This is a genomic window from Streptomyces sp. NPDC018045, assembly GCF_044327445.1.
Taxonomy (GTDB): domain Bacteria; phylum Actinomycetota; class Actinomycetes; order Streptomycetales; family Streptomycetaceae; genus Streptomyces.
In genome coordinates, this window is record NZ_JBIRFL010000001.1 from 571,713 (window position 1) to 597,161 (window position 25,449).

Annotated in this window: 22 protein-coding genes, 1 tRNA gene and 1 riboswitch; of the genes, 11 read left to right on the plus strand and 12 right to left on the minus strand. The window is 72.5% G+C overall.

Annotated elements, in window-relative coordinates; genetic code table 11:
* Positions 1-52 precede the first annotated feature (52 nt).
* On the plus strand, positions 53-724 hold the full coding sequence (locus tag ACH4EB_RS02385; RefSeq protein WP_398345370.1) for a nucleoside/nucleotide kinase family protein: 672 nt from the start codon (positions 53-55) through the stop codon (positions 722-724).
* Positions 725-802: 78 nt separating this feature from the next.
* Here the strand turns inward: ACH4EB_RS02385 and ACH4EB_RS02390 are convergent, their stop codons facing one another.
* Positions 803-2,470 (minus strand): glycosyltransferase family 39 protein, encoded by a 1,668-nt coding sequence (locus tag ACH4EB_RS02390; protein WP_398345371.1) that lies wholly within the window; start codon positions 2,468-2,470, stop codon positions 803-805.
* 122 nt (positions 2,471-2,592) lie between these two features.
* Here ACH4EB_RS02390 and ACH4EB_RS02395 point away from each other — a divergent pair, with 122 nt between their 5' ends.
* The 4 genes from ACH4EB_RS02395 (at position 2,593) to ACH4EB_RS02410 (ending at position 6,853) form a co-directional block, all read left to right on the plus strand.
* Positions 2,593-4,032 (plus strand): glycosyltransferase family 87 protein, encoded by a 1,440-nt coding sequence (locus tag ACH4EB_RS02395; protein WP_398345372.1) that lies wholly within the window; start codon positions 2,593-2,595, stop codon positions 4,030-4,032.
* Positions 4,033-4,235: 203 nt separating this feature from the next.
* On the plus strand, positions 4,236-4,799 hold the full coding sequence (locus ACH4EB_RS02400; RefSeq protein WP_398345373.1) for a MarR family winged helix-turn-helix transcriptional regulator: 564 nt from the start codon (positions 4,236-4,238) through the stop codon (positions 4,797-4,799).
* Positions 4,800-5,035: 236 nt separating this feature from the next.
* Positions 5,036-5,875, plus strand: a complete 840-nt coding sequence (locus ACH4EB_RS02405) for an alpha/beta fold hydrolase (protein ID WP_398345374.1) — start codon at positions 5,036-5,038, stop codon at positions 5,873-5,875.
* A gap of 216 nt (positions 5,876-6,091) precedes the next feature.
* On the plus strand, positions 6,092-6,853 hold the full coding sequence (locus tag ACH4EB_RS02410) for a PE-PGRS family protein (protein WP_398345375.1): 762 nt from the start codon (positions 6,092-6,094) through the stop codon (positions 6,851-6,853).
* Between the two features lie 456 nt (positions 6,854-7,309).
* On the opposite strand, the gene ACH4EB_RS02415 is transcribed toward ACH4EB_RS02410, so the two are convergent.
* A complete protein-coding gene (locus ACH4EB_RS02415; RefSeq protein ID WP_398345376.1) occupies positions 7,310-7,645 on the minus strand; it encodes a zf-HC2 domain-containing protein in 336 nt (111 codons plus the stop codon).
* Between the two features lie 61 nt (positions 7,646-7,706).
* On the opposite strand from ACH4EB_RS02415, the gene ACH4EB_RS02420 reads away from it, so the two are divergent.
* Complete coding sequence (locus ACH4EB_RS02420) at positions 7,707-8,351, plus strand: sigma-70 family RNA polymerase sigma factor (protein WP_398345377.1); 645 nt, start codon at positions 7,707-7,709, stop codon at positions 8,349-8,351.
* A gap of 162 nt (positions 8,352-8,513) precedes the next feature.
* Here ACH4EB_RS02420 and ACH4EB_RS02425 read toward each other — a convergent pair whose 3' ends face one another.
* Genes ACH4EB_RS02425 through ACH4EB_RS02435 form a run of 3 tightly spaced genes read right to left on the minus strand, consistent with a single transcriptional unit; the run spans position 8,514 to position 12,099 of the window.
* Complete coding sequence (locus tag ACH4EB_RS02425) at positions 8,514-9,059, minus strand: copper chaperone PCu(A)C (RefSeq protein WP_398345378.1); 546 nt, start codon at positions 9,057-9,059, stop codon at positions 8,514-8,516.
* Positions 9,056-11,863 carry a heavy metal translocating P-type ATPase gene (locus tag ACH4EB_RS02430; protein ID WP_398345379.1) on the minus strand — a complete coding sequence of 936 codons (2,808 nt, stop codon included), beginning with the start codon at positions 11,861-11,863 and terminating at the stop codon, positions 9,056-9,058. The genes ACH4EB_RS02425 and ACH4EB_RS02430 overlap by 4 nt, the downstream gene beginning before the upstream one ends.
* A complete protein-coding gene (locus ACH4EB_RS02435) occupies positions 11,860-12,099 on the minus strand; it encodes a hypothetical protein (RefSeq protein WP_398345380.1) in 240 nt (79 codons plus the stop codon). The genes ACH4EB_RS02430 and ACH4EB_RS02435 overlap by 4 nt, the downstream gene beginning before the upstream one ends.
* Positions 12,100-12,688: 589 nt before the next feature.
* On the opposite strand from ACH4EB_RS02435, the gene ACH4EB_RS02440 reads away from it, so the two are divergent.
* Together ACH4EB_RS02440 and ACH4EB_RS02445 are read left to right on the plus strand one after the other, a co-directional pair.
* Entirely contained in the window at positions 12,689-14,023 is a 1,335-nt protein-coding gene (locus ACH4EB_RS02440; RefSeq protein WP_398345381.1) for a cytochrome P450, read from the plus strand.
* Positions 14,024-14,109: 86 nt separating this feature from the next.
* Complete coding sequence (locus tag ACH4EB_RS02445) at positions 14,110-15,168, plus strand: L-tyrosine/L-tryptophan isonitrile synthase family protein (protein ID WP_398345382.1); 1,059 nt, start codon at positions 14,110-14,112, stop codon at positions 15,166-15,168.
* Positions 15,169-15,299: 131 nt separating this feature from the next.
* Here the strand turns inward: ACH4EB_RS02445 and ACH4EB_RS02450 are convergent, their stop codons facing one another.
* From ACH4EB_RS02450 to ACH4EB_RS02460, 3 genes are all read right to left on the minus strand, one after another.
* A complete protein-coding gene (locus tag ACH4EB_RS02450; protein ID WP_398345731.1) occupies positions 15,300-16,085 on the minus strand; it encodes an ABC transporter ATP-binding protein in 786 nt (261 codons plus the stop codon).
* A gap of 269 nt (positions 16,086-16,354) precedes the next feature.
* Positions 16,355-17,677 carry an iron chelate uptake ABC transporter family permease subunit gene (locus ACH4EB_RS02455; protein WP_398345383.1) on the minus strand — a complete coding sequence of 441 codons (1,323 nt, stop codon included), beginning with the start codon at positions 17,675-17,677 and terminating at the stop codon, positions 16,355-16,357.
* Positions 17,677-18,735: an ABC transporter substrate-binding protein gene (locus ACH4EB_RS02460; RefSeq protein ID WP_398345732.1), complete on the minus strand. Its 1,059-nt coding sequence runs from the start codon at positions 18,733-18,735 to the stop codon at positions 17,677-17,679. The genes ACH4EB_RS02455 and ACH4EB_RS02460 overlap by 1 nt, the downstream gene beginning before the upstream one ends.
* Positions 18,736-18,978: 243 nt before the next feature.
* Positions 18,979-19,192, plus strand: a riboswitch (cobalamin riboswitch).
* Between ACH4EB_RS02460 and ACH4EB_RS02465 the strand changes: the two genes are divergently transcribed.
* Positions 19,190-20,407, plus strand: a complete 1,218-nt coding sequence (locus tag ACH4EB_RS02465; protein WP_398345385.1) for a HoxN/HupN/NixA family nickel/cobalt transporter — start codon at positions 19,190-19,192, stop codon at positions 20,405-20,407. It overlaps the preceding riboswitch by 3 nt.
* A gap of 196 nt (positions 20,408-20,603) precedes the next feature.
* Here the strand turns inward: ACH4EB_RS02465 and ACH4EB_RS02470 are convergent, their stop codons facing one another.
* The 4 genes from ACH4EB_RS02470 to ACH4EB_RS02485 all read right to left on the minus strand — a co-directional run bounded on the left by ACH4EB_RS02470 (position 20,604) and on the right by ACH4EB_RS02485 (position 22,981).
* On the minus strand, positions 20,604-21,104 hold the full coding sequence (locus tag ACH4EB_RS02470; RefSeq protein ID WP_398345386.1) for a VOC family protein: 501 nt from the start codon (positions 21,102-21,104) through the stop codon (positions 20,604-20,606).
* Positions 21,105-21,557: 453 nt separating this feature from the next.
* Complete coding sequence (locus ACH4EB_RS02475; RefSeq protein WP_398345387.1) at positions 21,558-22,109, minus strand: DoxX family protein; 552 nt, start codon at positions 22,107-22,109, stop codon at positions 21,558-21,560.
* 250 nt (positions 22,110-22,359) lie between these two features.
* Complete coding sequence (locus ACH4EB_RS02480; protein ID WP_398345388.1) at positions 22,360-22,593, minus strand: hypothetical protein; 234 nt, start codon at positions 22,591-22,593, stop codon at positions 22,360-22,362.
* Positions 22,594-22,906: 313 nt separating this feature from the next.
* Positions 22,907-22,981 (minus strand) — tRNA-Val (locus ACH4EB_RS02485).
* Between the two features lie 176 nt (positions 22,982-23,157).
* On the opposite strand from ACH4EB_RS02485, the gene ACH4EB_RS02490 reads away from it, so the two are divergent.
* Complete coding sequence (locus ACH4EB_RS02490; RefSeq protein WP_398345389.1) at positions 23,158-24,552, plus strand: hypothetical protein; 1,395 nt, start codon at positions 23,158-23,160, stop codon at positions 24,550-24,552.
* A gap of 218 nt (positions 24,553-24,770) precedes the next feature.
* Positions 24,771-25,412 (plus strand): DUF4383 domain-containing protein, encoded by a 642-nt coding sequence (locus ACH4EB_RS02495; RefSeq protein ID WP_398345390.1) that lies wholly within the window; start codon positions 24,771-24,773, stop codon positions 25,410-25,412.
* Positions 25,413-25,449 lie beyond the last annotated feature (37 nt).

The window sequence follows — 25,449 nt, forward strand, 5'->3', positions numbered from 1 at the left end:
CCCCATCGAACCCGTCCGCAGCCGGCCCGAAGGAGGAGCAGGAACCGCGATCATGGAACTGCAGCAACTCGTCACGCGCGCCCGGCGCCTCGCCGCCTCCGCCTCCGTCTCCGCCATCCCGGCCCGCCGGCGGCTTCTCGGTATCGCGGGGCCGCCCGGCTCGGGCAAGTCCACCCTGGCCGCCCACCTGGTCTCCGAACTGGCCGGATCGGCGGTGCTCGTCCCCATGGACGGCTTCCACCTCGCCGAGGCGGAGTTGCGCCGCCTGGAACGTACGGACCGCAAGGGCGCGCCGGACACCTTCGACGCCACCGGATACGCGGCCCTGCTCGCCCGCCTGCGCTCCCCCGAACCGGACACCGCCGTCTACGCCCCTGCCTTCGACCGCCGCATCGAGGAACCGGTGGCGGGCAGCATCGCCGTAGCGCCCGACGTGCCGCTCGTCGTGACGGAGGGCAACTACCTGCTGCTCGACGACCCGTCGTGGAAACGGGCCAGGGACTGCCTCGACGAGATCTGGTACGTGGACCTGGACGACGCGGAACGGGTACGGCGCCTGATCGACCGGCACGAGCGCTTCGGCAAGTCCCGCGCGCACGCCGAGCACTTCGTACGCACCTCGGACGAGGCCAACGCCCGGCTGGTGGCGGCCGGGCGGGAGCGCGCCGATCTGGTCGTCAGGTTCGGTGCGGGGGCGGAGCCGGGGCCGTGCGGGGGAAGCTGAGGGGTGTGCGGCTGCGGGCCAGGACTCGCCAGTCAGGTTTCGGGGCCGTAGGTCCGGGCTCGGCTTTCGGCGGGTGGGTCACCGCACCTTTTCGTAGACCTCTATACGGCGGCCGACGGTGTCCGTACGGTCGGTCCGCTGGAAGTGCTGGTCGAGGACGCGGAGCTTCTCGGTCTCGCGTACGGGGGCCGGCGGCGCGGCCCGGCGGGTGTCGGTGACCACCACTATGCGGGACTTGGCCAGCATGGCGATACGTATCTGCTCGGCGCTGCCCTCGACGCCCTTGATGGTGCCGGAGGCCACCGGGCCCTCGGCCAGCGCGAGGTCGTCCAGACCCGTGAACGCCGACGGCGTCACCAGCGCCGTGTCGCGCCGCGCGGCCGGTATGAACAGCACGCCGTCGCCCGTGCGCGCGGTCGCCGCGACCCGGTCCGCCGCCCGCAGCACGTCGTCCGCCCGGCTCTCCGGCTCGCGCAGGCCGGTCTCCACGGGCAGCAGTGCCACAAAGGCCAGCACCGTGACGCCCGCGAGCAGCGCCCCCGTACGGACCGGGAGCGCCTGCACGGCCGCGGCCACGCCGACGCCGAGGAGCAGGGCGAAGCCGATGTTCGTGTAGAGGACATAGCGGTCGAGGTAGAGGGGTTCCACGAGGACCGAGGCCAGCAGCAGGCCGCACTGGGGCACGGCGAGCAGCGGCAGTCCGACGGAGGCCGGTGACACGGGCGCACGGCCCCGGCCCGGGTACGGGACGCGGGCGCACACCAGCGCCACGAGCAGCAGAACGGCGATGCCCAGCACCGTGGACCCGGCGACGGGCCTGATCCACGACACCTGGCCCGCCTGGGCCCGGCTGGCCTGGATGAGCGGCAGCGCCCCCGCCAGCACCACGGCGGCGGAGACCGACCACGGCGCGAGCAGCGGACGTCCACCGCGGCGGCGCGCGACGAGCACGGTGACGGCGTGCGCGGGCAGGACGAACAGCGAGAACCAGTTCAGCAGGGCCGTGGTCAGCAGGGCCAGGACGTAGCCCACCCAGCGCGGCCAGTGGTGCCAACCGGGCCGACGGGGCCGGCGGTTCCGACAGGGCCGCACCGTGGCCGACGCGCGGTCGGCGACTGCCGGAGCGTTCCCGCCCTTCGAAGCGGCCGGGCCGACGCCGGCTTCGGCGGCGCTGACCAGGAGCCAGGTGGCCACCGCCGTACCGGCCGTGACCAGCGCGTACGCCCGGCCCTCCTGGGCGTAGTGCTGGATGTTGGGGATCAGTGCGAGCACCAGCCCGGCCGCGAGGCCGGCCCACGGCCCGGCGAGGCGGCGTCCGGCCGCGGCGGTCGCCGCAGCGGCCACGGCGACGGCCAGTACGGACGGCATCCGGAGTACGGCCGGTCCGGTGCCGAAGACTTCGAAGACGCCGTGCATCAGCACGTAGTAAAGGCCGTGCACGACGTCCACCTGGCCGAGCATGTCCCAGATCTCCGCCACCGAACGCTGCCCGACCTGCCAGGTCACGGCCTCGTCCCGCCACAGGCTGCCCTCCCGTCGGATGCCCCACAGACCGAGCGCCAGCGCCAGCAGCGCGGGCAGCACCGGGACGGCGAGCCGCGCGAGGGCGGAGGCCGAGCCGAAGGGCGCGGGGCCGGGGCCGGGGCGGCCGGGGCCGGAAGCGGAGGGGCCGGTGGGGACGCCGCGTTGCGTGGGAGGAGTGACGGCCGGTGCGGCGGGGACGGCAGGGACGGCTTCAACGGGCATGACGGGGACTCTACACTGCACGTATACATTGCATGTATACACCCCGTGGGTAGCCTGTTCGCCTGCCGTCTCCGCAGGTCAGGCACATACCGCCCCACTCGTACGAACGGAGCCCCGGCACAGTGCCCGACCAGACCACCGTTCAGGCCACCGGACGGGTCACCCCCCGGGCCGCCGATCACGCCGACACCCGGAAGACCGCGGTTCACGCCGACACCCGGTCCGCCGATCAGGCCGTCAGCCCGACCGCCGATCACGGCGCCGAGGGGACCACCGTCCAGGTCACCGAACGGATCGCCCACCAGGCCACCGACCGCCCCATCGGGCAGACCACGGCGCAGGCTCCACTCCCGAAGCGCCGCCGCGCGGCGTTCCTTCCCCTGCTCGCCGTCTGGGTCCTCACCCGGCTCTGGCTGGTGCCGGCGGCGCTGAAGATCAGCCCGTTCGTGGGCGGCGGCGGGCTCGATCCGTCCGTGAGCAGGGTCTACACCGGCTGGTACATGGTCCTGAGCGGTGGCGGCTTCCCGCTGCACGACGTGAGCTGGCAGTACCCGCCCGGCGCGGCGCTGCCGATCCTGGCCCCCGGACTCGTCCCCGGCCTCGCTTACGGGCACGCCTTCATCGTGCTGGCCGCCCTGTGCGACGCCGCGATCTTCGCGGTGCTGGTGTGGGCGGCGCGGCGGCGCGGCCGCTCCCTCGCCGCCCCCTGGCTGTGGACCGTGGGTCTGGCCGTCCTCAGCACCATGCCGTGGAACCGGTTCGACCTGCACGTCACCGCCCTGGCGATACTCGCCCTGGTGGCCGCGTCCGCGCGGCGCGCCTGGTCCGACCGGCTCTTCGGCGCCGTGACGGCCGTCGCCGCCGTCATCAAGGTCTGGCCCGCGCTGCTGCTCGCCGGCACGTCGCGGGGCCGCCGCACGCGTACGGCCTGGGCGGTCGCAGCCGTCACCGGCGCGGCCGTGACCGCCGGGTTCGCCCTCACGATGCCGAACGCGCTCTCCTTCCTCTCCGCCCAGGAGGCGCGCGGCATCCAGATCGAGTCGGTCGGCTCCCTGCCGTTCCATGTGGCGCGGCACCTCGGCTGGAGCGGTACGTGGGCGGCGAAGGACGGGTCGCACGAGTTCGTCGGCCCGTGGGTGCACGGGGTCAGCGTCGCCATGCAGGTGTCGACCGTGTCGGCCTTCGGCTGGCTGCTGTGGTGGCGGCGCCGCTCGGACCGCACCGCCGCCCGGGTCCTGCCGGACGCCGCGCTGACCGCCACGCTGCTGTTCGTGGTCACCAGCCGGGTGATCAGCCCGCAGTACATGGTCTGGCTGCTCGGCCTGGCCGCCGTCTGCCTGTTGCGCGGCGACACCACCCAGCGCCCGGTCGCCGCGCTGATCCTCGCGGCCTGCGTCTTCACCACGCTGGACTTCCCGCTCCTCTACCGCGGGCTGCGGGATGACGCGGCCTGGCTGTCCATCGCCAACCTGTACGCGCGCAACCTGCTGCTGCTCGCCGCGGCCTGGCTGTCCGCCCGCCGCCTGTGGCGCGGAACCGTGCCCGTGCGCCGCCTTTCCTGACGGGGCGAGAGGAAGCGATACCGGTGCGGGAACTTCGGCGCGCGTTCGTCCGTACATACAGCGGAATCCCCGGATTTTGCGGGGCCGGCGGATCCGATGGGGCCGGCGGGTGTCCGGAAGGGTGTGAGCGCCGGGCGTACGCCGCAACTGCCGGGCGCGTGGCGCGACTTCCGTAATGACACTGTCGATGTCATCATGACACCATGAGTGTCACTGAGGGCGGCGCGGACTCCGCCGAGCACCTCGCGTACGAGGTGCTCCGCCGCCTGTGGCCGCTGCACCGGACGGTCGTGCGCGCAGTGGAACGGGAACTGGCGGGTACGGGCCTGACGGCCGGTCAGTGCGCGCTGCTGGACGCCCTGCGCTCGCAGGGCCCGCGAACCGTACCGGAGCTGGCCCGCACCCTGGAGCTGGACCGGCAGCCGGTGCAGCGCTGGGTGAACCACGCGACGGGACTGGGCCTGGTGGAGGCCGTCCCCAACCCCGCGCACCGACGCTCTCCCCTGATCCGGCTCACGCCGGACGGCTCCGAGGTCATGAGTGCGCTCCAGCAGTCCGAGGCGGCCGGGCTGCGGCGGGTGCTGGCCGGGGTGCCGGCTGCCGACGTGGCCACCACGCTGCGTGTGCTGGACCGCCTCGGCGAGGAGTTCCGGGCCCTGGCCCGGGACGACCCGGCGCGCCCACCCACCTCCCGGGCGCCCCGAGCACCCCACGCGCCCCGAGCGCCCCACCCGACACCAGCACCCACAGGACGGCACGGAGCATGACGACCGAAGGAATCCACGAAGCCAACGGGATTCGAGAGACTCAAGGGGCTCTGGGCACCCCGGGGATATTGGCGGTCCCGGGGAACTCGGCCGCCCCAGGATTTCTGGAAGCCTCAGGGATCTCGGGCACCCCTGGATTCCTGGATGCCCCTGGGTTCCTGGCTGCGCCAGGGGCTCTGGAGGCCCCAGGGGCGCTGGAGTCCCAGGGGGCTCCGGCAGCCGACGCATGGTTCGGGGTGGAGGTCGAGAACGACACGGTCCCGGTCGAGAACGGTGAGCTGTTCTACGAGGCGGCCGGCGCCGGAACGGAGGGCGACCCCTCGGTGGTGCTGCTGCACGGCGGGATGCTCGACCAGCGCATGTGGGACGAGCAGTTCGCCTGGCTCGCCCGCTCCGGCCTGCGCACGGTCCGCTACGACGCGCGCGGTCACGGCCTGTCCTCCACCGTCGACGGTGACTACGCCAACCACGAGGACCTGCGTACGCTCCTCGACCACCTCGGCATAGCGAGTGCCATCCTCGTCGGCCTCTCCCACGGCGCACGTATCGCCCTCGACATGGCGCTCACCCACCCGGACCGCGTCTTCGCGCTGGCCCTGGCGTCGCCCGGGGTGAGCGGCCGGGCCTTCACCGATCCGTTCATCCTGGAGCACATCAAGGAGCAGGTGGCCGCCGTCACCGAGGACGAGGACGGCACGGAGCGCTACATCGAGCACTTCCTGCGCATGTGGGTGGACGGCCCGCACCGTGGTCCCGACGCCGTGGACCCCGCCCTGCGCGAGCGGATGCGGGCGTCGGCGGACGCCAACGTGGTGGTGCACGCGGGCGGTATGGGCGCCGGGGTGCCGGTCGAGGTCGGCGCGTACGAGCGGCTGTCGGAGATCCGCGTACCGACCCTGGTCCTGGACGGCGACCTGGACAGTTCCGACATCTCCGCCAACGCCCATGCCATCACCCTCGCCGTGCCGGACGCCCAGCGCGTACGGATCCCGGGCGCCGGCCACATGGTGAACCTGGAGAACACCGGCCACTTCGACCACGCCCTGCATGCGTTTCTCTCCGGGCTGCCGTACTGAACCCGACGTGGACCCGGGAGCCGGAGCTGGACCTGGGCCTTGCACCTGGACCACGCCTGGATCTGGGCTCAGGCCTGGGCCCGGGCCTGAGCACGTACCTGGATCTGGGCCTACCTCGCCCCCTTTCCCTGCCCCTGCCGTCCGGCGTCCGGAGCGGGGTGCAACGATGTGCGGGTCATGATTGCGGGGCGCGTTCTCAGGGGATTGCGGGCCGGGGTGTTCGCGGCGGTGTGTGTGCTGCTCGCCGCCCTCGGCCACGCCCTCATGTCCGGCGCGCCCGTGCCCTGGTGGGTACTGCTCGGCACGGTGACGCTGACGGCCGGCGGGGCGTGGTGCCTCGCCGGACGCGAGCGGGGACCGCTGTTCGTCACCGCGCTGACGCTGGTGACACAGGCCGCGCTGCACGCCGCCTTCTCCTTCGGTCAGTCGGTGGCGGCCAGCGTGTCCGCCGCCGGGGCCGGGGGCGAGCAGGCGTCCTTGGCCCAGCGGTGGGCGGCCTCGCTGACGTGCGGCACGGTCGGCCCGATCCCGCAGCGTCAGGCCGAACAGATGCTGTACGACGTGGGGATAGGGCGGCAGTACGGCGATGCCGTGACCGGCATGCAGGGGACGCACGGGCTGCACGCGATGCACGGGGCCCACGGAACCCACGGGGTCCATGGCGGCCACGGGATACATCACGTACATGACATGCCGGGGATGGACGGCAGCATGACCGGCATGGTCGCGGCGCACCTTCTGGTCGCGCTGCTGAGCGCCTGGTGGCTGTGCGGCGGCGAGCGGGCCGCGTTCCGCGTCGTACGGACCGTCTCCGTACGGCTGTTCGTGCCGCTCGCCCTCGTCCTGCGCGCGGTCCTGCCCGAGCCGCCCCGGCCCGGCCGTCCGGTGCGCCGCGAGCCCCGGCAGCCGCTGCGGCGGCTGGTCCTCGTCCACGTCATCTGGCTCCGCGGCCCGCCCCGGGAGACCGCTGTCTGCTGACAGCACGGTCACACCCAGGACTACGCGCCTCTCGGTACCTCGTGCTTCTTGGTGCCCGCGCCTGCGCCGCCTTTGGTGCCCGCGTCATGGGCGCCCGCACCTCTTGGCCCCTCGTACCTCGCGCCGCGCCGTTACGCGCTCCCGCGCAGGCGTGGCCGGAGCCGGTCCTGGTCCTCGTAATCGTCACCGGTCCCGATCGCCGTCGTCCGTTTCGTACACGGCGGGACCGGTTCTCCCGAAGGACTACTGATGTTGACTCCTGTCCGGAGAGCGGCGGCGCCGGCATGCCCCGCTTCCACCTCCGCGGTCAGGCGCGCTGCCGAAGCGCCATGCGCCGACACGTCGAACGCCCAACCGTCGGGCCCCGAAACGTCGAGGCCCGAAATGTCGAGGCCCGAGCCCTCCGGCTCCGGGCTCACCGGCTCCGGGCCGGTGGGCGAACGGGGCAGCTCCCGCTCAGGGCCGCTCGCCATCGCCGTGTGCGGCGGACCGTCGCAACCGGTCGAGCCGCCCGTCCGGAGCCGGCGCAGCCGCCGGATCGTTCCCCGTACCGCCGAAGGCACCGCCGACCGCACCGCCCACCGCGCCGCCCACCGCGCCGTCGTCCGCGCCACCGGCCGTCGTCCGCGCGGCCGAGATGAGACGCTGCAACCGTGCGGCCCGCTCCCGCCAGAGACGGCAGTCCGCGCAGCCCGCCAGGTGGGCGTCGAGCTGCCCGCCCGTGACGCCCGGCGGCAGTTGTTCGCCGTCCAGGCGGGCGGAAACGGCGGTTCGTACGCGCGAGCAGTGCATGCCCCCATCCTCCCCGACATGCGCGGCCACGGTTCCGCGGCCGGCGGCGAGGGGGTGCGGCGTGCGCGATGACAGTGCGGTGACGGCCTGGGCCCTGGCGGCCCGTACCGGGGACGAGACGGCCGTGGAACGGTTCGTGCGCGCCACACAGTTGGACGTACGCCGCTACGTCACGCACCTCAGTGGCGACGCACAGGCCGCCGACGATCTGGTGCAGGACACCTATCTGCGGGCCCTGCGCAGCCTGCCCCGATTCGAGGGCCGGTCGTCGGCTCGTACCTGGCTGCTGTCCATCGCCCGCCGTACGGTCGCCGACCGGCTGCGGTCCATGGCCAGCAGGCCCCGGCTCGCCGGGACCGACGACTGGCAGACCGCGGTGGAGCAGGCTCAGCCGCGTGGCGTGCCCGGTTTCGACGAAGGCGTCGCCCTCGCCGACCTGCTGTCGGCGCTGCCCGCACCCCGCCGGGAGGCGTTCGTGCTGACCCAGTTGCTGGGCCTGCGGTACGCGGAAGCGGCGGTGATCGCCGACTGCCCGGTGGGGACGGTGCGTTCCCGAGTGGCCCGGGCCCGCGAGACGCTGGTGGCGTTGCTGGCGGAACAGGAGGAGCGGGGCGAGGGGCACGAGCGGGAGCACAGGAGTCCGGCCCACTCCGTGGGCGCGCTCGCACGGGCGCACGCCCGCGTGCCGGCGGGGTCCGCCGCGTGAAACGGGCGGCGGAAGCGGGTGACTGTTCCGGTTTCCTGAAGCAGTGCCCTGAATCCGGCCGTGTTTGAACCGGATGCCTCAACAGACCGGTGCCCCGGGTGCGCGCCCGGGGCACCGGCCTCCGGCGGGGCGCTCATGGCCCTCGTCGGCTCAGAGCCTGTGTCATAGCCGTAGCTGACCCGGGCGTACCGCGACGGCCTGGGCCGTGACGGGTCCGCTGTCGCGGAAGTGCAGGGTGAAGCTGAGCCGGTCGCCCGGTTCGAGACGGGGCGGCGGGCTGATCATGACGTCCAGGCCGGTCGGCGCCATGCGCAGTTCGCCGCGTGCCGGGACGGTGACGGCGCCGGCCATCTCCATCCGGTGCGCTCCTTCGGCGACCTCGGCGTCCCGGCCGACCATGGCCCGCAGCCCGGCCGGGCCGGTGACGCCCGTCAGTTGGTCGGCGGTGGTGCCGGTGTTGCTGATGGTGAAGAAGGCGGCGGTGGCTTCCGTGTTGGAGGCGGTGAGGATACGGCCGTCGGTCACGCGCAGCCGGGGCGGAGTGCCCGCGTTGCCGGTGACGGTCCAGGCGGTGAGGCAGCCGAGCGTCAGCACGCCCGCGAGCAGCGGTACGGCGGCGGAGCGCAGGACGGCGCGGACCGCACTCGCAGGACGCCCGGCGCCAGCGCCGTCTGCGATGCCCTGAGCGCGTGTGGCGGAAGAGGTCATGGAGTGTCCCGGGAAGTCGCCGAAGGAATGCGGGAGGTGTCGGCCGTAGCGCGCGGGGCGGCGTACGCGGCACGTTTCCCGGGCCCGCTGCGCGGCCGGCCGTTCCGGTCCCCGCGGCCCGGGCCCCCGCCGCCCCGCTTGCGGCCGCCCGGCTGCCACGCACGTAGCCGCAAGCTGTTGCCCACCACCAGCAGCGAACTCGCGGACATCGCGGCAGCCGCGATCATCGGGTCCAGCCGTCCGACGGCGGCGAGCGGCACGGTGACCAGGTTGTAGCCGAAGGCCCAGACAAGGTTGACGCGGATGGTGGCCAGCGTGCGCCGGGCCAGCCGTACGGCGTCGGGTACGGCCTGGAGGTCCTCGCGCAACACGGTGACGTCGGCCGCGCCGATCGCGGCGTCCGTACCGCTGCCCATGGCGATGCCGAGGTCGGCGCGGGCCAGGGCGGCCGCGTCGTTGACCCCGTCCCCGACCACCGCGACCCGGCCGCCGTGTTCCTTCAACGTGGTGACCAGTGCGGCCTTCTCCTCGGGGAGGGCCCCGGCGTGGATCTCGGTGATGCCGAGGTGGTCGGCGACGGCCCGCGCGGTGGCCGCCCGGTCCCCGGTGGCCAGCACCGGCCGCAGGCCGAGGCGGCGCAGTTGGTCGACGGTCCGGTAGCAGTCGGGCCGCAGCGTGTCGCCGACGGCGACGACGGCCTGCGGAGTGCCGTCGACGGACACCAGTACAGCGGTGTGCCCGGCGGCCTCGGCCGTACGGACGGCGTCCGCGAGCGAGACGGGCAGTTCCGCCGGCTCGCCGGGCCGCCCGACGGTCACCGACCGCCCGTCCACCTCGCCGGTCACGCCGTACCCCGCGGTCGCGGCGAAATGGCGCACCACGGGAGACGGCCGATGGTCGGCGAGGGCCTTGCGGCGCAGGTCGCCGTACGCGGTGATGGCGCGCGCCAAGGGGTGCTCGGAGCCGTACTCCACGGCCGCGGCCAGGCGAAGGATCTCGTCGGCCGGGTAGGCGCCGGGCGCGTCCGCGGCTCCTGCGGGTTCCGTGGATCTCGCGGGCTCCGTGGCATTGGCGAGCTCCGTGACTTGCGCAGGCTCCGTGATTTCCGCAGACTCCACGGCTCCCGTGGGCTCCGTGGCATCCACGGCCCCGCTCGTTATCTCCGCGGCTCCCGTGGCCTGCGTGACCTGTGTGACCTGCGCGCCCCCTTCCGTGGCCTCCGCTGCCCCTCTCGCCTCCGCGATCTCCGTACGGGCCGTCACGGCGATCACGCTCATCCGCCCGGTGGTCAGCGTGCCGGTCTTGTCCAGCACCAGAGTGTCGATGCGCCGCAGCCGCTCCAGGGCTCGCGGACCGCTGACGAGGATGCCCAACTGCGCGCCCCGGCCGGTGGCGGCCAGCAGGGCGGTGGGCGTGGCCAGTCCGAGCGCGCAGGGACAGGCGACGACCAGGACGGCCACCGCGGCGGTCACGGCCGCCTGCGGGTCGGCGCCGGCGCCCAGCCAGAACCCGAGGACGGTGACGGAGACCGCCAGCACAGCCGGGACGAAGACCCCCGCGACCGCGTCGGCCAGGCGCTGCACCTGGGTCTTGCCGGTCTGTGCCTCCTCCACGAGGCGGGTGATCCTGGCGAGCCGGGTGTCCGCGCCGACCGCGGCCGCGCGTACTTCCAGGAGGCCGCCCGCGTTCACCGCGCCGCCGATCACCGCCGAGCCCGGCCCGACCTCCACCGGGCCGCTCTCGCCGGTGACGAGGGAGAGGTCGAGGGCGGAACTGCCGTCCACCACCGTGCCGTCGGTGGCCACCCGTTCCCCGGGGCGCACGAGGAATCGGTCACCGACCTGGAGCCGGGACACCGGAATACGGCGCTCCACGGTGGCGGCAGCGCCCCCGGAGCCGCTGCCGGAACGGTCACCGCGGCCGCTGCCGCTGCTGGGACCGCTGCTGGGACCGCTGTCCGTGGCGTCGGCCGCCGGTACCCGTACGGACACGTCCTTACCGACCAGTTCGGCCAGTGCCCGCAGCGCGGACCCCGTACCCCGCCGGGCCCCGGCCTCCAGCCGCCGCCCCGCGAGGACGAACAGCGGTACGCCGACGGCCGCTTCCAGATAGATGTGCGCGGTACCGCCGCTCAGGAAGAGCGCGTACGTGGACCAGGCGAACGAGGCGGCCACGCCGAGGGAGACCAGGGTGTCCATCGTCGCGGCGCCGTATCGCAGGCCATGCGCCGCGCGGCGGTGGAACGGCAGGGCGCTCCACACGGCGACCGGCGCGGTCAACGCGAAGCAGAGCCACTGCCAGTCGCGGAACTGCCAGGCGGGGACCATCGAGAGGACGAGGACGGGGACGGCCAGCAGCGCGGTGACGAGGAGGCGGTCGCGTTCGGTTCCCGGCGCCTCCCCCTCGGGAGACGCCGGACCGCCTTCGGGGGACGATGGGCCGCCTTCGGGGGGCGGCGCATCGCCTACGGGGAGTGGCGGGACACCTGCCGGGGGCGGCGCATCGCCTACGGGGAGTGGCGGGACACCTGCCGGGGACGGTGGCTCGCCTACGGGGGACGTCGGGGCACCCACCGGGCCGCGCAGTCGGGCCTCCGGTAGCCCCGCCGTGAACCCCGCGGCCTCCACGGTCGCCACGAGGTCGGCCACCGGCAGTGCGTCCGGGTGATGGACGCGGGCCTTGCCGGTGGCCAGGTTCACCGTGGCGGTCACCCCGTCGAGCCGGCCGAGCTTCTTCTCCACCCGGTTCACGCACGCGGCGCAGGTCATCCCGCCCACCGTCAGTACGGTGACACGCTCGCTCATCCCATCTCGCCCATGCCGCCCATGCCGTCCATCCCGCTCATGCCGTCCATGGAGCCGCCGCCCCCGGGTTGTTGCGAGGTTCCGGGGAGCGTGCCGCTCGGCCGGATCCCCGGCGCCACGGGACCGGCGGCCGCCCCCGCGACGTACGCGCACACGAACAGGACGGCAAGCAGCGCCACGAACCCGATCACCGGTTTCGCGGGCAGCGCGGATGACAGACGCCGCACGAGAGGCATGGCCGCTCCGATACACAGACGAGGGAAAGGAATGAGAGTGAGAGAGGGAGAAGGAAGGGGGAAAGGAAAGGGGCGGAAGTCTCCAAGGCCCGAACGACGAGGAGACGAAACCGGATCCGGAAACCGGCGAATAGCAATCAGAGGCTGGTCAGGAAGAAACCCGGAGCAGCCATCCTGGCACGCCGATCACCTCACGCGCTGTCCCGAACACACCCCCAACCACGTGAGGTTTGTCCTGCCCACCCGCCGGAACCCACCCGGCCGCCCACCCGACTACCTGAGGTTCCCAACACCGTCCTGATGCCGTCCCGACGCCGCCTCGATATCGTTCCCGCCGCCACCGCCCGCCATCCGCACGGCAATTGCCCTCCCTCAGTGGAATTCCCGTACCGCGCCGGGAACTCATCGCCCTTTCCGTCCGACCTCTGGGTGAAGCGTGTGCGCGACCGACCCCGGGCGTGTACGCGAAATCCTGCCGACCGCCGAGGGGTTCGGCCCGTGCGTGCCGGCACCGGACGGGTCTCGTACCGCGAGGCTCTTCGGCCCGACCGGGCCCATCCCCGCCCCACCCCAGAGGAGCCCTCATCCCATGTCCCTCCCCGAACCGCTTCCCCTCTACGGAGAGGACTACAAGCGTGACCCGTACCCCCTCTACGCCGAGCTGCGCGAGCGCGGTCCGGTTCACCGTGTCCGGTTCCCGAGCGGTGTGTGCGCCTGGCTCGTCACCGGTTACGAAGCCGCGCACCGGGCGTTGAACGACCCACGACTGGGCAAACATCACTCCCGGGGCAACGCGGCCTGGCGCGCCCGTGCCTCGATCATGCCGGAGCCGCAGCACTCCCAGCTCCAGGTGCACCTGCTGCACCAGGACCCGCCCCGGCACACCGCCCTGCGCCGGCTGATCACCGACGCCTTCGCTCCCAAGCGCGTAGCGGAACTCCGCCCGCGCTTCGAGGCCCTGGCGGACGCGCTGCTCGACGAGCTGCCGCCCGCGAGCCCGGCGCACGGCGGTACCACCGATCTCGTCGGGTCATTCGCCGCCCGCTTCCCCTTCCTCGTACTCGCCGAGGTCATCGGTCTGCCGGACGAGTTCGCCCGGCGCTTCGACCGGGACTGGGGCAAGGTCGTCCAGCCCGTCGGCCCGGAGGATCCCGGGCGCCCGGCGTACGAGGCGAGACTGCGCGGCCTGCAGGACTACATCGCCGGGCTGGTACGTCACAAACGGCAGGCCCCCGGTGCCGACCTGCTCTCCCGTCTCGTCGCCGCCCACGACGCGGGAGCCCTGGACGGCGCCGAACTGGACTCCATGATCTTCCAGCTCCTCGTCGCCGGACAGGAACCCGTCACCAACCAGATCACGACGGCCCTGATCGCCCTGCTGCGCCACCCTCAGCACCTCGCCGCACTCCGCGCCGACTCGGCGCTCCTCCCCCGCGCCGTCGAGGAACTCCTCCGTTACGACAGCGCCTTCGAGCTGACGACCTGGCGTTTCCTCGCCGAGGACGCGGAAGTGTCCGGCACCCGCGTCCCGGCCGGCGACTCCGTGATCGTCTCGCTGTGCGCGGCCAACCGCGACCCCGCCCGTTTCCCCGTACCCGACACCCTGAACCTCGACCGGTCCCCCAACCCCCACCTCGCCTTCGGCCACGGCATCCACTTCTGCCCGGGCGCCACGCTGGCCCGTACCGAACTGCACATCGCCCTGGAAACGCTGCTCCGCCGCCTGCCCGGCCTCCGGCAGGCCGTACCGGACAGCCGGCTGACATGGATCCCGGCAGTGCTCGCGCGCGGCGTCGACAAGCTCCCTGTCGCCTACGGGCCGGGCACCGACGGCGGAACGGTTACGACGCGGGCCGATGCCGGAACCACACCCGGCTGCCCGTTCAGCGGGACCAGCGGCACCGGGGAGGCCACCACCCGATGAAACCGACGAGACCGACGAGACCGACGAGCCCCATGCTCTCGATGCGCCCGATGTACCCGATGAACCCCATGCGACAGACGAGACCGATGAGACAGGCGACCGACTCGACGACGGACATGAACCCGAGCGACGCGGCTGCCGACCCTTCCACCGCCATAGCCAACGACATCCTCGCCCTCCTCCTCCCCCACCGCCGCACGCTGGAGACACCACACAGCGCCTACGACCACCAGGACCCCACTCCCGCCCACTTCCCCCACCAACTTCAGCAGGTGCGGCGCCTGGTGGCCGCCCGCCGCCCCATCCGTCTCACGCTCCCCGGCTTTCCCTGCAAGTCCCCCAACCCCGCCAAGGTCATCGGCCACCTCCCCGACGAAGGCGAACGCCTCGCGCTGCGCTTCCTCGACGGCCTCTGCGCCGCGATAGGCGAGCGGTACGCGCCGGGCGCGCGGCTCGTCATCTGCTCGGACGGGCACGTCTTCAGCGATGTGATCGGCGTGCCGGACGCGCACGTCGACGCGTACAACGACGCGCTGCGCGCCATGATCCGTACGGCCGGGCTGTCCCACCTCAGCACCTTCGACCTCCGGGACGTCTACGGAGACCTGCCCTGCGACGTCAAACGCGCGGAGGTGCACCGCCGCTACGCCCCGTCCCTGGACTCCCTGCGCGCCGAAACCCGCGGAGCGGCCGCCAACGACGGCATGCGCAGCGGCCACGGCGGTCGCGACAGCGATAGCCGTGGCGAGGGTGACAGCGATGGCGAAACACTGCGCCTCTATCGCGGCATCACCCGCTTCCTCTTCGAGGACAGCACCGGATTCGAGGGCACCCGCTCCGCCCTGCAACGTGCCTGCCGCAGCCGCGCCTACAGGGTCATCCAGCGAAGCCGCGCCTGGGGCGCGCTGATCGCCGAGCACCATCCGGACGCCGTACGGCTGTCCATCCACCCGCAGCCGCGCGGCGCGGCGAAGTTCGGCATCCGGCTGCTCGACGCACCCGACGTGTGGATGACGCCCTGGCACGCGTGCGTACTGCGGGACGCGGACGGCGGTGTACGACTGATGCGCGCGGCGGACGCGGCACAGCGCGGGCGGCTCGTCCACCGGGACGGCCACCCCAGCCACTACGTGCGCGAAGACTGATCGGATCGCCTCGTGCACGGAAGCCGATCGGACCGCCACGCGTACGGGAGCCCCTCCGGCCACCACGACTACACGGCCGGGCGGCCGGCACCGGATCAGCTACCGGCACCGACCCGCCTAACGGCACCGGCTCAACCACCAGCGCCAACGGCCCCGCGCTGATCGACGGCGATCAGCGGGTCCCCCGTCAGCGGGTGGTCGACCACCGCCGCCCGCACCCCGAAAACCTCGGCCAGCAGCTCCGGCGTCAGAACGTCGCGCGGCGCGCCGGACGCCACCACCGTCCCCTCGGAGAGCACGTGGAGCCGGTCGCAGACCACGGCCGCCGCGTTCAGGTCGTGCAGCGAGACGAGCGTTGTACAGGCCCGGCCGCGCAGCAGGGCCAGCAGCTCGACCTGGTGCCGTACGTCCAGGTGGTTCGTCGGCTCGTCCAGTACGAGGACGTCCGGGGCCTGGGCGAAAGCGCGGGCGAGCAGGGCCCGCTGCCGCTCCCCGCCGGAGAGCGCCGAGAACCGCCGCCCGCCGTGCTCCGCCAGCCCCACGTCGGCCAGGGCGCGGGCCACCGTCTCCCGGTCGGCGCGGTCGTCGCCCGCGAATGCCCGCTTGTACGGGGTGCGGCCCATCGCCACCACCTCGTGGACGGTGAGTTCGAAGTCGCCGCCGCGTTCCTGGGGCAGGGCGGCGATGTGCCGGGCGGTGCGCGTCGGCGGCATGGCCCGGATGTCCTCCCCCGCGAGCAGCACCCGGCCCGCTTCCGGGCGCAGATGCCGGTAGACCGTACGCAGCACCGTGGACTTGCCGCTGCCGTTCGGACCGACCACCCCCGCGATCTCGCCCGGCGCCGCCATCAGACGCACCCCGGCCACCACACACCGGCCGGCGTAGGACACCCGCAGATCCTCGATGTCGATCCGCAGACCGTGGCCCGTGGTCGTGTCCGTAGCCATGCGCGTCGGCGTGTCCATCGTCGCCTCCGTGGGCGTGTCCATCGCCGTCTCCGTAGCTGTGTCCGTAGCTGTGTCCGTAGCCATTTCCGTAGCTGTGTCCGTAGCCGTATCCGTAGCTCTGTCCGTCACCGGGCCCGTAACGGCAGCCGCGGCGCCCACACCCGTAGGCCCGCTCCCGCTCACGTCCCCATTCCCGTCCCCGCCCCCGTTCTCCTCCCCGCTGACGCTCTCGCCCCCGCTCACGTCCCGCCCCCCAGCCGCCGGTCCAGGACGTACAGCAGCACCGGCGCGCCGATCAGCGCCGTCACCACGCCCACGGGCAGTTCCTGGGTATCCATGGCGGTACGGCACACGATGTCCACCACCACCAGCAGGAGCGCCCCGGTCAGCGCGGCCAGCGGCAGCAGCCTGCGGTGGTCGCCCCCCACGATCAGCCTGCACAGATGCGGCACCATCAGCCCCACGAAGGCGACCGCCCCGGACACCGACACCAGGACGCCGGTGAGCAGGCTGGTCACCACGAACAGCGTGCGGCGCAGCCGGACGACGTCCACGCCGACGCTCGCCGCCGTCTCGTCCCCCATCGTGAGCGCGTTCAGCGCGCGGGCCCGCGCCTGGAGGACCAGCAGCCCGGCCGGCACGGCGAGCGCCGGCAGGACGAGCGTGCCCCACGTGGCGCCGCCGAGGCTGCCCATCAGCCAGAACAGCACGCCGCGCGTCTGCTGCTCGTCCCCGGCCTGTAGGACGAGATAGCTGGTGAACCCCGCCAGGAACTGCCCGATGCCGACCCCGGCCAGCACCAGCCGCAGCGGCGCGAAGCCGCCGCCCCGGCGGGCCAGCGTCCACACCAGCGCGAACGAGGCGAGCGCCCCGGTGAAGGCGGCCAGCGACAGACCCACGCCCCCACCCAGGCCGAACGTTCCGCCCGCGCCGAACACCCCGCCCGTTCCCGCCATCGCGCCCGCGCCCAGCACGATCGCGGCCACCGCGCCGAGCGACGCACCGTTGGAGATGCCCAGCAGGTACGGGTCCGCCAGCGGGTTGCGCACCAGCGCCTGGGTGGCCGTACCGACGAGCCCGAGGCCCGCGCCGACCAGCGCGGCGAGCAGCGCCCTCGGAACGCGTAGCTGCCAGACGATCAGGTCGTCCGTACCCGGCCGGGGCGGCTCACCGCCCAGCCGCCGGAACACCACCGACCACACCTCGGCCGGAGCGATGTCGGTGGCACCGAGCGCGACGGCCGCGGTCAGCGCGCCGAGCAGCGCGACCAGCAGACCGATGGCGAGCCATACGGTACGAGCCGCGCCTACGGCTCCCGTAGGGGCAGCGTCCGGGGCCGTACGGTCCGACCCGTTACGCTCCTCGACCCGCTCGGCCTGCCCGGCCTGCCCGGCCCCCTCGGCCCGCCCGGCTGACTCGGACCGCTCGGCCGACTTGGCCCGCTCAGCCGGCTCGGCCCGCTCGGACGTCTCGGCCCGTCCGGACGTCTCGGCCCGTCCGGCCGACTTGGCCCGCCCATCCCGCTCAACCTGATCGGCCCGCTCAGCACCGAACGGCGCCATCAGCGGCCCGCCCCGGACGTGGCCAGCCGGTCCGGGTAGAGCGTCTCCGCGATCTGCCGTACCGTGTCGGCATTGCCCACCCCGGCGATGGTCGTCCGCTCCGAGCCGATCCGAAGGAATTTTCCGTCCTTCACCGCCCGCAGCCCCGCCGTGGCCGGAAACTCCTTGAGAAATCTCTCGGCCTCGTCGAATGCCTTCTCGTTGGCCGCGGCGCTGCCCCGGTTCCGTACGCCGAGTTGAATCCAGTCCGGGTCCTTGCCGACCACGTCCTCCCACGACACCGGCTTGAAAGCGCTCGCGCAGTCCGCGAAGACGTTCCGCGCCCCGGCTTCGGTCAACACCGCGTTCGCCACCTGGCGATTGCAGACCGCGACGGGCTGTTTCGTCCCCGCGTCGAAATCGAAGAAGAAGTACGACGGCCGCTTCGCCGCGGGCACGTCCGCGAGGGCCGCATGTACCGAGGAGACCTTCTTCCGCATCTCCCTCACCAGTTGCGTCGCACGCTGCGAAGTGCCCGTGACCTGCCCGAGCCGCTGAATGTCGCCCTCCACCGCCGACAGATCCCGCTGCGGCACCTTCTTGCGCGGCGCGCACGCCGTCGACGCCAGATAGACGTGCTTGATGCCCGCCGCGGCGAATTCCTCCTCGGTCGGCCCGGTCGCCGCTCCACCCATGGTGCCCATGGAAGCGAACGTGTCGATATAGACGTCGGCTCCGGAACCGAGCAGCTTCTCCTTCGGAATCACCGTCTTCCCCAGCACCGGGACACGCTGCGCGCGGGCATCGAGTTCAGGCGGCAACGTGCCCTTTCCGGGCGGGAATCCGGTACCGATGACCCGGTCACCCGCACCCAGCCGGAGCAGCATTTCCAGGCTCGCCGCATTGCTCGTGACGATTTTCCGCGGCGCCTCGGTGAACGTCGTCCGCCGCCCGTCGCAATCGGCAACCGTGACGGGAAAGCCTCCCGCCGCGCCGCCCGAACCGGCCGATCCGCCCGCAGCCGTACGCCCGTCACCACTGCCGCAACCAGTGGCCAGCGCGGCCACCGCCAGCACCACCACTGACGCCGCCGTCGTCACCGATCGCTTTCCGGTCACCGACTTCACCAGACCCACGCGAGGACGCATACGTCCGCTCTCCCTGCCTCTCGACTGCCCACGGCCCGCGTATACGGGCCCAGGACCAGGTAGTCGAGCGGACGGCGCCCCGGGTTCCCGCCATGTTGGTCCGATGACCTTGTCCGACGCCCCTGTCCGATGACCATCCAGCGATCATGACCATGACCATGTGGCCAGCGGGCGTTAGAGTGTCCGGGCCGTGGTGTCGGGAAGACCGGTGAAGACCTTCGGGTCCAGACCGGAGCGGCCCTCGCCACTGTGATCGGGAAGTTCCCGCCCCTTTCCGTACGCGCCGGGCGCCCGTACGGAGCCACTGGCCGCAGCCCGCGGCCGGGAAGGCAGGGGCGGGCGCGTACACCCGTCAGCCAGGAGACCGGCCACGGCATCTCACGAAATGATCCACGAGGTGCTGGAGCGTGACCACCGGATGCCCCTGTCCGCCGATTCCCCTACGCCGTCCCCGACTTCTCCGCCAACCCCTCCCCCAGCCGCAACGTCGTCCCCCTCGCCTTCCCCCTCCCCGCCCCTTCTGCCCGGGTTTCGCTGGCGGCGCCAGGACACCGTGCGGACCGCGGGCCTGATGGCGGTCATAGCCGCCCTGCACGTCGTCGCCTTCGGTGTGCTCTTCCTGCTGGTCGTGCCGCAGCACTACACCGTGGGCTCGCAGGTCTTCGGGGTCGGCCTCGGCATCACCGCGTACACCCTCGGCATGCGGCACGCCTTCGACGCCGACCACATCGCCGCCATCGACAACACCACCCGCAAACTGATGGCCGACGGCAAGCGCCCGGTCTCGGTGGGCTTCTGGTTCGCGCTCGGGCACTCCAGCGTGGTCGTCGCCATGGCGGCCCTGGTCGCCGGCGGCGCACAGTTGGCCGGCACCCTGCTCGACGACGGATCGAGCGCCCACCAGGTGCTCGGCACCGTGGGCACCACGGTCTCCGGCGGCTTCCTCTACCTCATCGCCGCCCTCAACCTCGTCGCGCTGGCGGGCATCTGGCGGGTGTTCCGCGCGATGCGGCAGGGCCGGTACGACGAGACGGAGCTGGAACAGCACCTCGACTCCCGCGGCTTCATGAACCGCGTACTGGGCCGCTTCACCCGCTCCATCACCCGGCCCGGCCAGATGTACCCGCTCGGCCTGCTCTTCGGCCTCGGCTTCGACACCGCGACCGAGGTGACGCTGATGGTGATGGCGGGCAGCGGCGCGGCGGCCGGTCTGCCGTGGTACGCGATCCTGGTCCTGCCGCTGCTCTTCGCTGCGGGGATGAGCCTGTTCGACACGCTGGACGGTACGTTCATGAACTTCGCGTACCAGTGGGCGTTCTCGAACCCGGTACGCAAGGTCTACTACAACCTCACGATCACCGGCCTGTCGATCGCCGTCGCCTTCTTCATCGGAACCATCGAACTGGTCACCGTCCTGCACGAGAAGCTGGGCCTCACCGACGGCCTCACCGGCTGGATCTCGTCGATCGACCTGGACAACGTGGGCTTCATCATCGTCGGCCTGTTCGTGGTCGTCTGGGCGGCCGCCCTGGCGTACTGGCGGCTGGCCGGGGTGGAAAAGCGCTGGTCGGCCCGGGCGACGGAGGGCCGGGAGGCCGCTTGACCTAGGAGGCGCGGCGGCTGGGGGGCGGTAGGTCGCTTGGCGTGCGGGGGCGCGGAGCCGGGATCGGAAGGCTGCTTGGCCTACGGGGACGCGGAGCCGACCCGACCACGCGTACCCCGCTCTCAAGCTGCCGACCCGGGCGCCGCGCCCACCTTCCCCTTCGCACCGCCGACCCGGGCGCCGCGCCCCCTCCCCCTCAAGTCGCGGAACCGGCCGCCGCGCCCGTCTTCACGTCCCGCCCCCAGCGCGCCAGCTCGGCTTCGAGGTCGAGCGGACGGAGCCGGTCCGGTTCGTCCGGCCCCGGCCAGTCCTCCCGCGGCACCCGCCACATGACCTCGAACTCGTTGCCGTCCGGATCCTTGGCGTACACCGACTTGGACACCAGGTGATCGGTGGCGCCGACCAACGCGCCCCGCTCCGCCAGGTCCGCCGACACGTCCGCCAGCTCGCCGAGGGTGCCGACCTCCCAGGCCAGGTGGTAGAGCCCCACCCGCCCATGCTCCGGCCCGGGCGCCGCGGCGCCGACCGCGAACAGCCCGAGGTCGTGATCGTTCGCGGTCCCCTCGGCCCTGAGGAACGCGGCCCTCCCCGGGATCTCGCTGTCCACCCGGAACCCCAGCGCCTCCGTGTAGAAGTCCACAGCGCGCGCCACGTCCCGTACGTAGAGCACCGCGTGATTCAGCCGCCGCACCGCCACGTCAACCCCTCACCTTCCGCTTCTCCACTCACGTCGCTTTCGCTTCCTTCAAGTCCGCGTGGTCCCGGCCCGAGGACGTTTCCCCCGGCTCTGGCCCGACGTCGCTTTCCTCGGCAGCCGGCCCGACGTCGCTTCGCCGACCGCCGGCTCGGCGTCGCTTCGCCGACCTCTCGTGGACCTACGTGCCTGCACGTGGTCGTACGTGTCTTCACTCGACCCCGTGCGACCCCACGTGGGCCCATGCGGCGTCATGTGGGCCCACGCGGCTTCACGGGCCCCCCACGGCTTCAAGTGACCCCCACGGCTTCACGTGGGCCACGCCGTTTCACGTGGCCTCACATAGACCGGCACATAGCCCCGCGCGGCTCACATGACCGCACGCGCCCCCGCAGCCTCACGTACGCCAACCGCCCCCACGCGGCCTCACTTCACCCAGTTCCACCCAGCTCAGCCTCAGTCGCGTACCAGCAGAATCACGAACGCCGCGACCACGCCGAACACCAGGGCAGCCACCCCATATGCGAGCCGGTGCGTACGCAGCACCGGGAGCAGCCGGTCGACCGCGTAGCGGCCGGGCCCGGTCAGCGCGAGGGCGCCCGCGCCCGCCGTGAGCAGCAGCTCGTACTCCACGCCCTCGGGCGCGAAGAAACCACCGCCCCACTTCACCGCCAGCGCGTTCACCATCGTTCCGACGACCGCCGCGCCCGCCAACGGCGTCAGCAGCCCGAGCACCAGCCCGACGCCGCCGAGCGTCTCACTGAGGCCGGCCACCACGGCCATCGCCTTGCCTGCCGGGTAACCGCTGGCCGTGAAGAACTGCCCGGTCCCGTCCAGCCCGGCCCCACTGAACCAGCCGAACAGCTTCTGCGTACCGTGCGCGGCCATGATCAGACCGACCGCGAGCCGCAGCACGAGCAGACCGACGTCGTACGCGTGCGGAGTGGCGGCGTGCCGGTCGTCGACACCGCTGCCGTAGTCACGGAGGGGGCTGAGGGGGGAGGACATGCGAGTGCTCATTTCTGTCTGGTCTGCCTGGGCCGACGGACCCGGCACGGGGACCGGCCGTCGGCCACCGGAAGTACTTGAAACTTCAAGTCACACCTCGACGATACACACCACTTGAAAGCTGAACAACAACCCACGCCGCACACCGTCACCCTCCGGATGCCGACCCGCACAGCGCGTAACCCCAATACCTACCCTCCCCGACCGCACCCCACCCCACCGCACGCGCGCCCCGCCCCCTTCACACCCCTCACCCCTCCCCTTCCGAAACCGTCCACGTGTCCTTGTCACCCCCACGCCACTCGACCAGCCCCGGCGCGTCCAGGTCGATGTCCTCGGCATCCGGCGCCAGCCCCGCATGCCGCAGAAACTCGGCGACGTCACCGCGCCCGTGCGCCAGCCCGACGATCTGCCCGTGGATGGTGACCCGCCGCCTCCCGGACGACGAGGGCGGGTGCACGATCACCGGCGGATGCTCAGCCATGCTTTCAGCGTGCACCGGGACCGACCACCACGCATGTCGACCGCCCACCACGACGTCATCGCGCGCCTCCCGGAACGGCACAGCCCCCCGAACCAACGCCACTATCGGCAGCGTTGACCACACAGATCGGCCACACCAACCAGGCCCCGATAACCCCGCACCAACAACAGACCACCCCACAACCACCCCAACCCGCGCCCCACACCACCGCCCCACCCACCGGCCGGCAGTCCACGGCCCGGCCCCCCTCCAGCCCCACCAACCCCAAAAACACCAAAGGCCCCCCGTCAAGATCGACGGGGGGCCTTCACGCTGGTGGGCACAACAGGATTTGAACCTGTGACATCTGCTTTGTAAGAGCAGCGCTCTACCGCTGAGCTATGCGCCCTGGCTGAGCCGACAGACTACCTTGCTCCCCGGGCGATACCGCAAACCAGGGCGCACCCCTCACCGTGGGGCCGGTGAACCAGACCCCGCGATCGCGAACCAACCGGCCGCTGTGTTCGTTCCTACTGGGTGGGAGAATGGCAGTCGGGCCTGGGGCGATGCGATCGGGAGAGGGATGTGACGGCGACACACACGCAGCCGCACGAGCAGCGAGCGCGCCGTGCAGTACGCCGTCGCCCTCGACGGGGCGCGTTCCGGGACACGATGACGCTGCTCCTGCTGCCGCTGCCCCTGCTGGCGGCCGCGGCGCCGGCCGCGTTCGCGGGTGGCGGTACGCGGCGCTGGTTCGGGCGCGGGGAGAGCCAGCGTGCGGACGCGCAGGCCGCGAAGGATGCGGCGGCGGCGGCGTTCTACGAGCTGGACACGGCGCAGCGCGATCTCCGGATCTCCATAGAGACGATCACGGCGGTCGACAGATCTCCGGCGGCCAGACGTGCCGCGGAGGACTACGAGAACTTCGGGCGGCGCATCGACGAAGTCAGCCAGGGCTACATCTCCGCCGTCGACGCCCATGATCTCGACCGGGACGATCTCGACGCCGGTGCGGCCTCGCGGGCCCGCGCCGACCTCACCCGGGCCAAGGAGGAGCTGGAGCGGGTCAAGGCCGACCTCGACCGTTTCGCGCAGGGCCTCGGCCCGCTTCTCCAGACCGCGGAAACGCAATTGGCCCGGCTCGCGCCGGCGGTGGAACGGGCCCGGCAGGCCCTGCTCGCCGCGAGCAACGCACTGGACACCGTCCGCGCGCAGGACTTCCGGGCCGACGATCTGGCGGCCCGGCTGGCCGCCCTGTCGCCCGAGCTGACCAAGCTGAACCAAGGCGCCGGGCAGCACGGCGTGCAGGAGACGATCCGGCGCGCCGACGACGTACTGCGCCAGGCCGAGTCGGTACGGACCGAGGCGGAGCGGCTGCCCGAGAAAGCCGCGGAGATCGACAAGCGGCTGGTGTCGCTGCGCACCCGGGCCCAGGCCATCACGACACGGGCGAGCAAGGTCGACCCCGTACTGAGCGAACTGCGCCGGCGTTACAGCGCTGCCTGCTGGCAGGACCTCCAGCACGTACCGGACCAGGCCGCGGACGCCGTCGCGCAGGCCGAGACCAAGGTGCGGGAGGCCCAGCGGGCCCGGGACGAGCAGCGATGGGCCGACGCCACGAGCCTGCTGGCGACCGTACGGGCCCTGCTGAACACCACCGACGAGGCGGTTTCGGCGGCCGGCGACCGGCTGCGGCGGCTGGACGAGGTGTCCTTCGACCACGAGAAGGAGGTCGAGCGTACGCGCTTCGCCGTACGGGACGCGCAGCGCCTGGCGATGGCGGGGCGCAGCACGCCCGACCCGCGGCATGCGCGGCCGCTGGACGACGCGGTGGCGCGTCTGGAGCGCGCGGTCACCGGCCTGGAGGGGAGGCATCCCGACTGGTGGCACTTCCTGACCGAGACGGAAGCGGTACGGCAGACCGCGGCCCGGGTCGTTCAGGAGATCCGCGAGGAACGGGGTGGCGGAGCGGCGGGCTGAAGCCGACGCCTCCGGACGCCCGGCGGCCCAGCCGGCAGTCCGACGGCACAGCCGACTGCCCCTGGCCCCCTCCCCGCCCGGCCCCGCACCCGGTACCCGCCCTGGCCCGCGTCCCCTTCCCCAGCCTCATGACCTGGCACTATGGCGTCACGCCGCAGACAGGCGGATGCTGGACTCAGGCACGGCCCAGGCGGTTCATCGCGCTAAGGAGGCCGCACATGGAAGCTGGCCAGGCCCTGCACGGGCCCTCCCGGACGCTGCGCGGCAAGGTGCGGCGCACGCGACTCGACGAACACCTGCCCGTCGATCACCGGCTCAGCACGGTTTACCGTTTCGGAGCCGGACTGATGGGCCTGGTACTCGTCGCCTTCGGCATCCTCGGGCTGATCGACAAGATCGGATTCTTCGACACGGGTGGTGACACCGTCGCCGGTCTGAACACCAACGGCGCACTGAGCGTCCTGTCGATCATCGTGGGGCTGATCCTCTTCGGAGGCATGGTGATCGGCGGCAACTTCGCCTCCACGCTCAACATCGTGCTCGGAATGGCATTCCTGCTGAGCGGCTTCATCAATCTCGCCATCCTGGAAACCGGCTTCAACTACCTGGCTTTCCGCATCCAGAACGTCCTGTTCAGCTTCGTCGTCGGCCTGATGCTGCTGGTCTTCGGCATGTACGGACGGGTCTCCGGCGGCCTGCCGCACGACAATCCGTACTGGCGCGCGCGGCACCCTGAAGTGGCGCAACGGCAGACCCGGCGCCCTCCCCCGCCGCACACCGGCGCTCATGCGGCACCGCAGTACGAGACTGCCAAGCGAGGCCGCCATCGCGCCCCGAAGCACCGCAGACACGCCCTGTGACAACGGCCTCGCCAGACGCCAACGCCCGACACCGTTC

Coding starts and splice junctions, on each gene's coding strand:
- ACH4EB_RS02385 (WP_398345370.1), top strand. CDS start 53: ATGGAACTGCAGCAACTCGTCACGCGCGCCCGGCGCCTCGCCGCCTCC.
- ACH4EB_RS02390 (WP_398345371.1), bottom strand. CDS start 2,470: ATGCCCGTTGAAGCCGTCCCTGCCGTCCCCGCCGCACCGGCCGTCACT.
- ACH4EB_RS02400 (WP_398345373.1), top strand. CDS start 4,236: ATGAGTGTCACTGAGGGCGGCGCGGACTCCGCCGAGCACCTCGCGTAC.
- ACH4EB_RS02415 (WP_398345376.1), bottom strand. CDS start 7,645: ATGCACTGCTCGCGCGTACGAACCGCCGTTTCCGCCCGCCTGGACGGC.
- ACH4EB_RS02425 (WP_398345378.1), bottom strand. CDS start 9,059: ATGACCTCTTCCGCCACACGCGCTCAGGGCATCGCAGACGGCGCTGGC.
- ACH4EB_RS02430 (WP_398345379.1), bottom strand. CDS start 11,863: ATGAGCGAGCGTGTCACCGTACTGACGGTGGGCGGGATGACCTGCGCC.
- ACH4EB_RS02435 (WP_398345380.1), bottom strand. CDS start 12,099: ATGCCTCTCGTGCGGCGTCTGTCATCCGCGCTGCCCGCGAAACCGGTG.
- ACH4EB_RS02440 (WP_398345381.1), top strand. CDS start 12,689: ATGTCCCTCCCCGAACCGCTTCCCCTCTACGGAGAGGACTACAAGCGT.
- ACH4EB_RS02445 (WP_398345382.1), top strand. CDS start 14,110: ATGAGACAGGCGACCGACTCGACGACGGACATGAACCCGAGCGACGCG.
- ACH4EB_RS02455 (WP_398345383.1), bottom strand. CDS start 17,677: ATGGCGCCGTTCGGTGCTGAGCGGGCCGATCAGGTTGAGCGGGATGGG.
- ACH4EB_RS02465 (WP_398345385.1), top strand. CDS start 19,190: ATGATCCACGAGGTGCTGGAGCGTGACCACCGGATGCCCCTGTCCGCC.
- ACH4EB_RS02475 (WP_398345387.1), bottom strand. CDS start 22,109: ATGTCCTCCCCCCTCAGCCCCCTCCGTGACTACGGCAGCGGTGTCGAC.
- ACH4EB_RS02480 (WP_398345388.1), bottom strand. CDS start 22,593: ATGGCTGAGCATCCGCCGGTGATCGTGCACCCGCCCTCGTCGTCCGGG.
- ACH4EB_RS02495 (WP_398345390.1), top strand. CDS start 24,771: ATGGAAGCTGGCCAGGCCCTGCACGGGCCCTCCCGGACGCTGCGCGGC.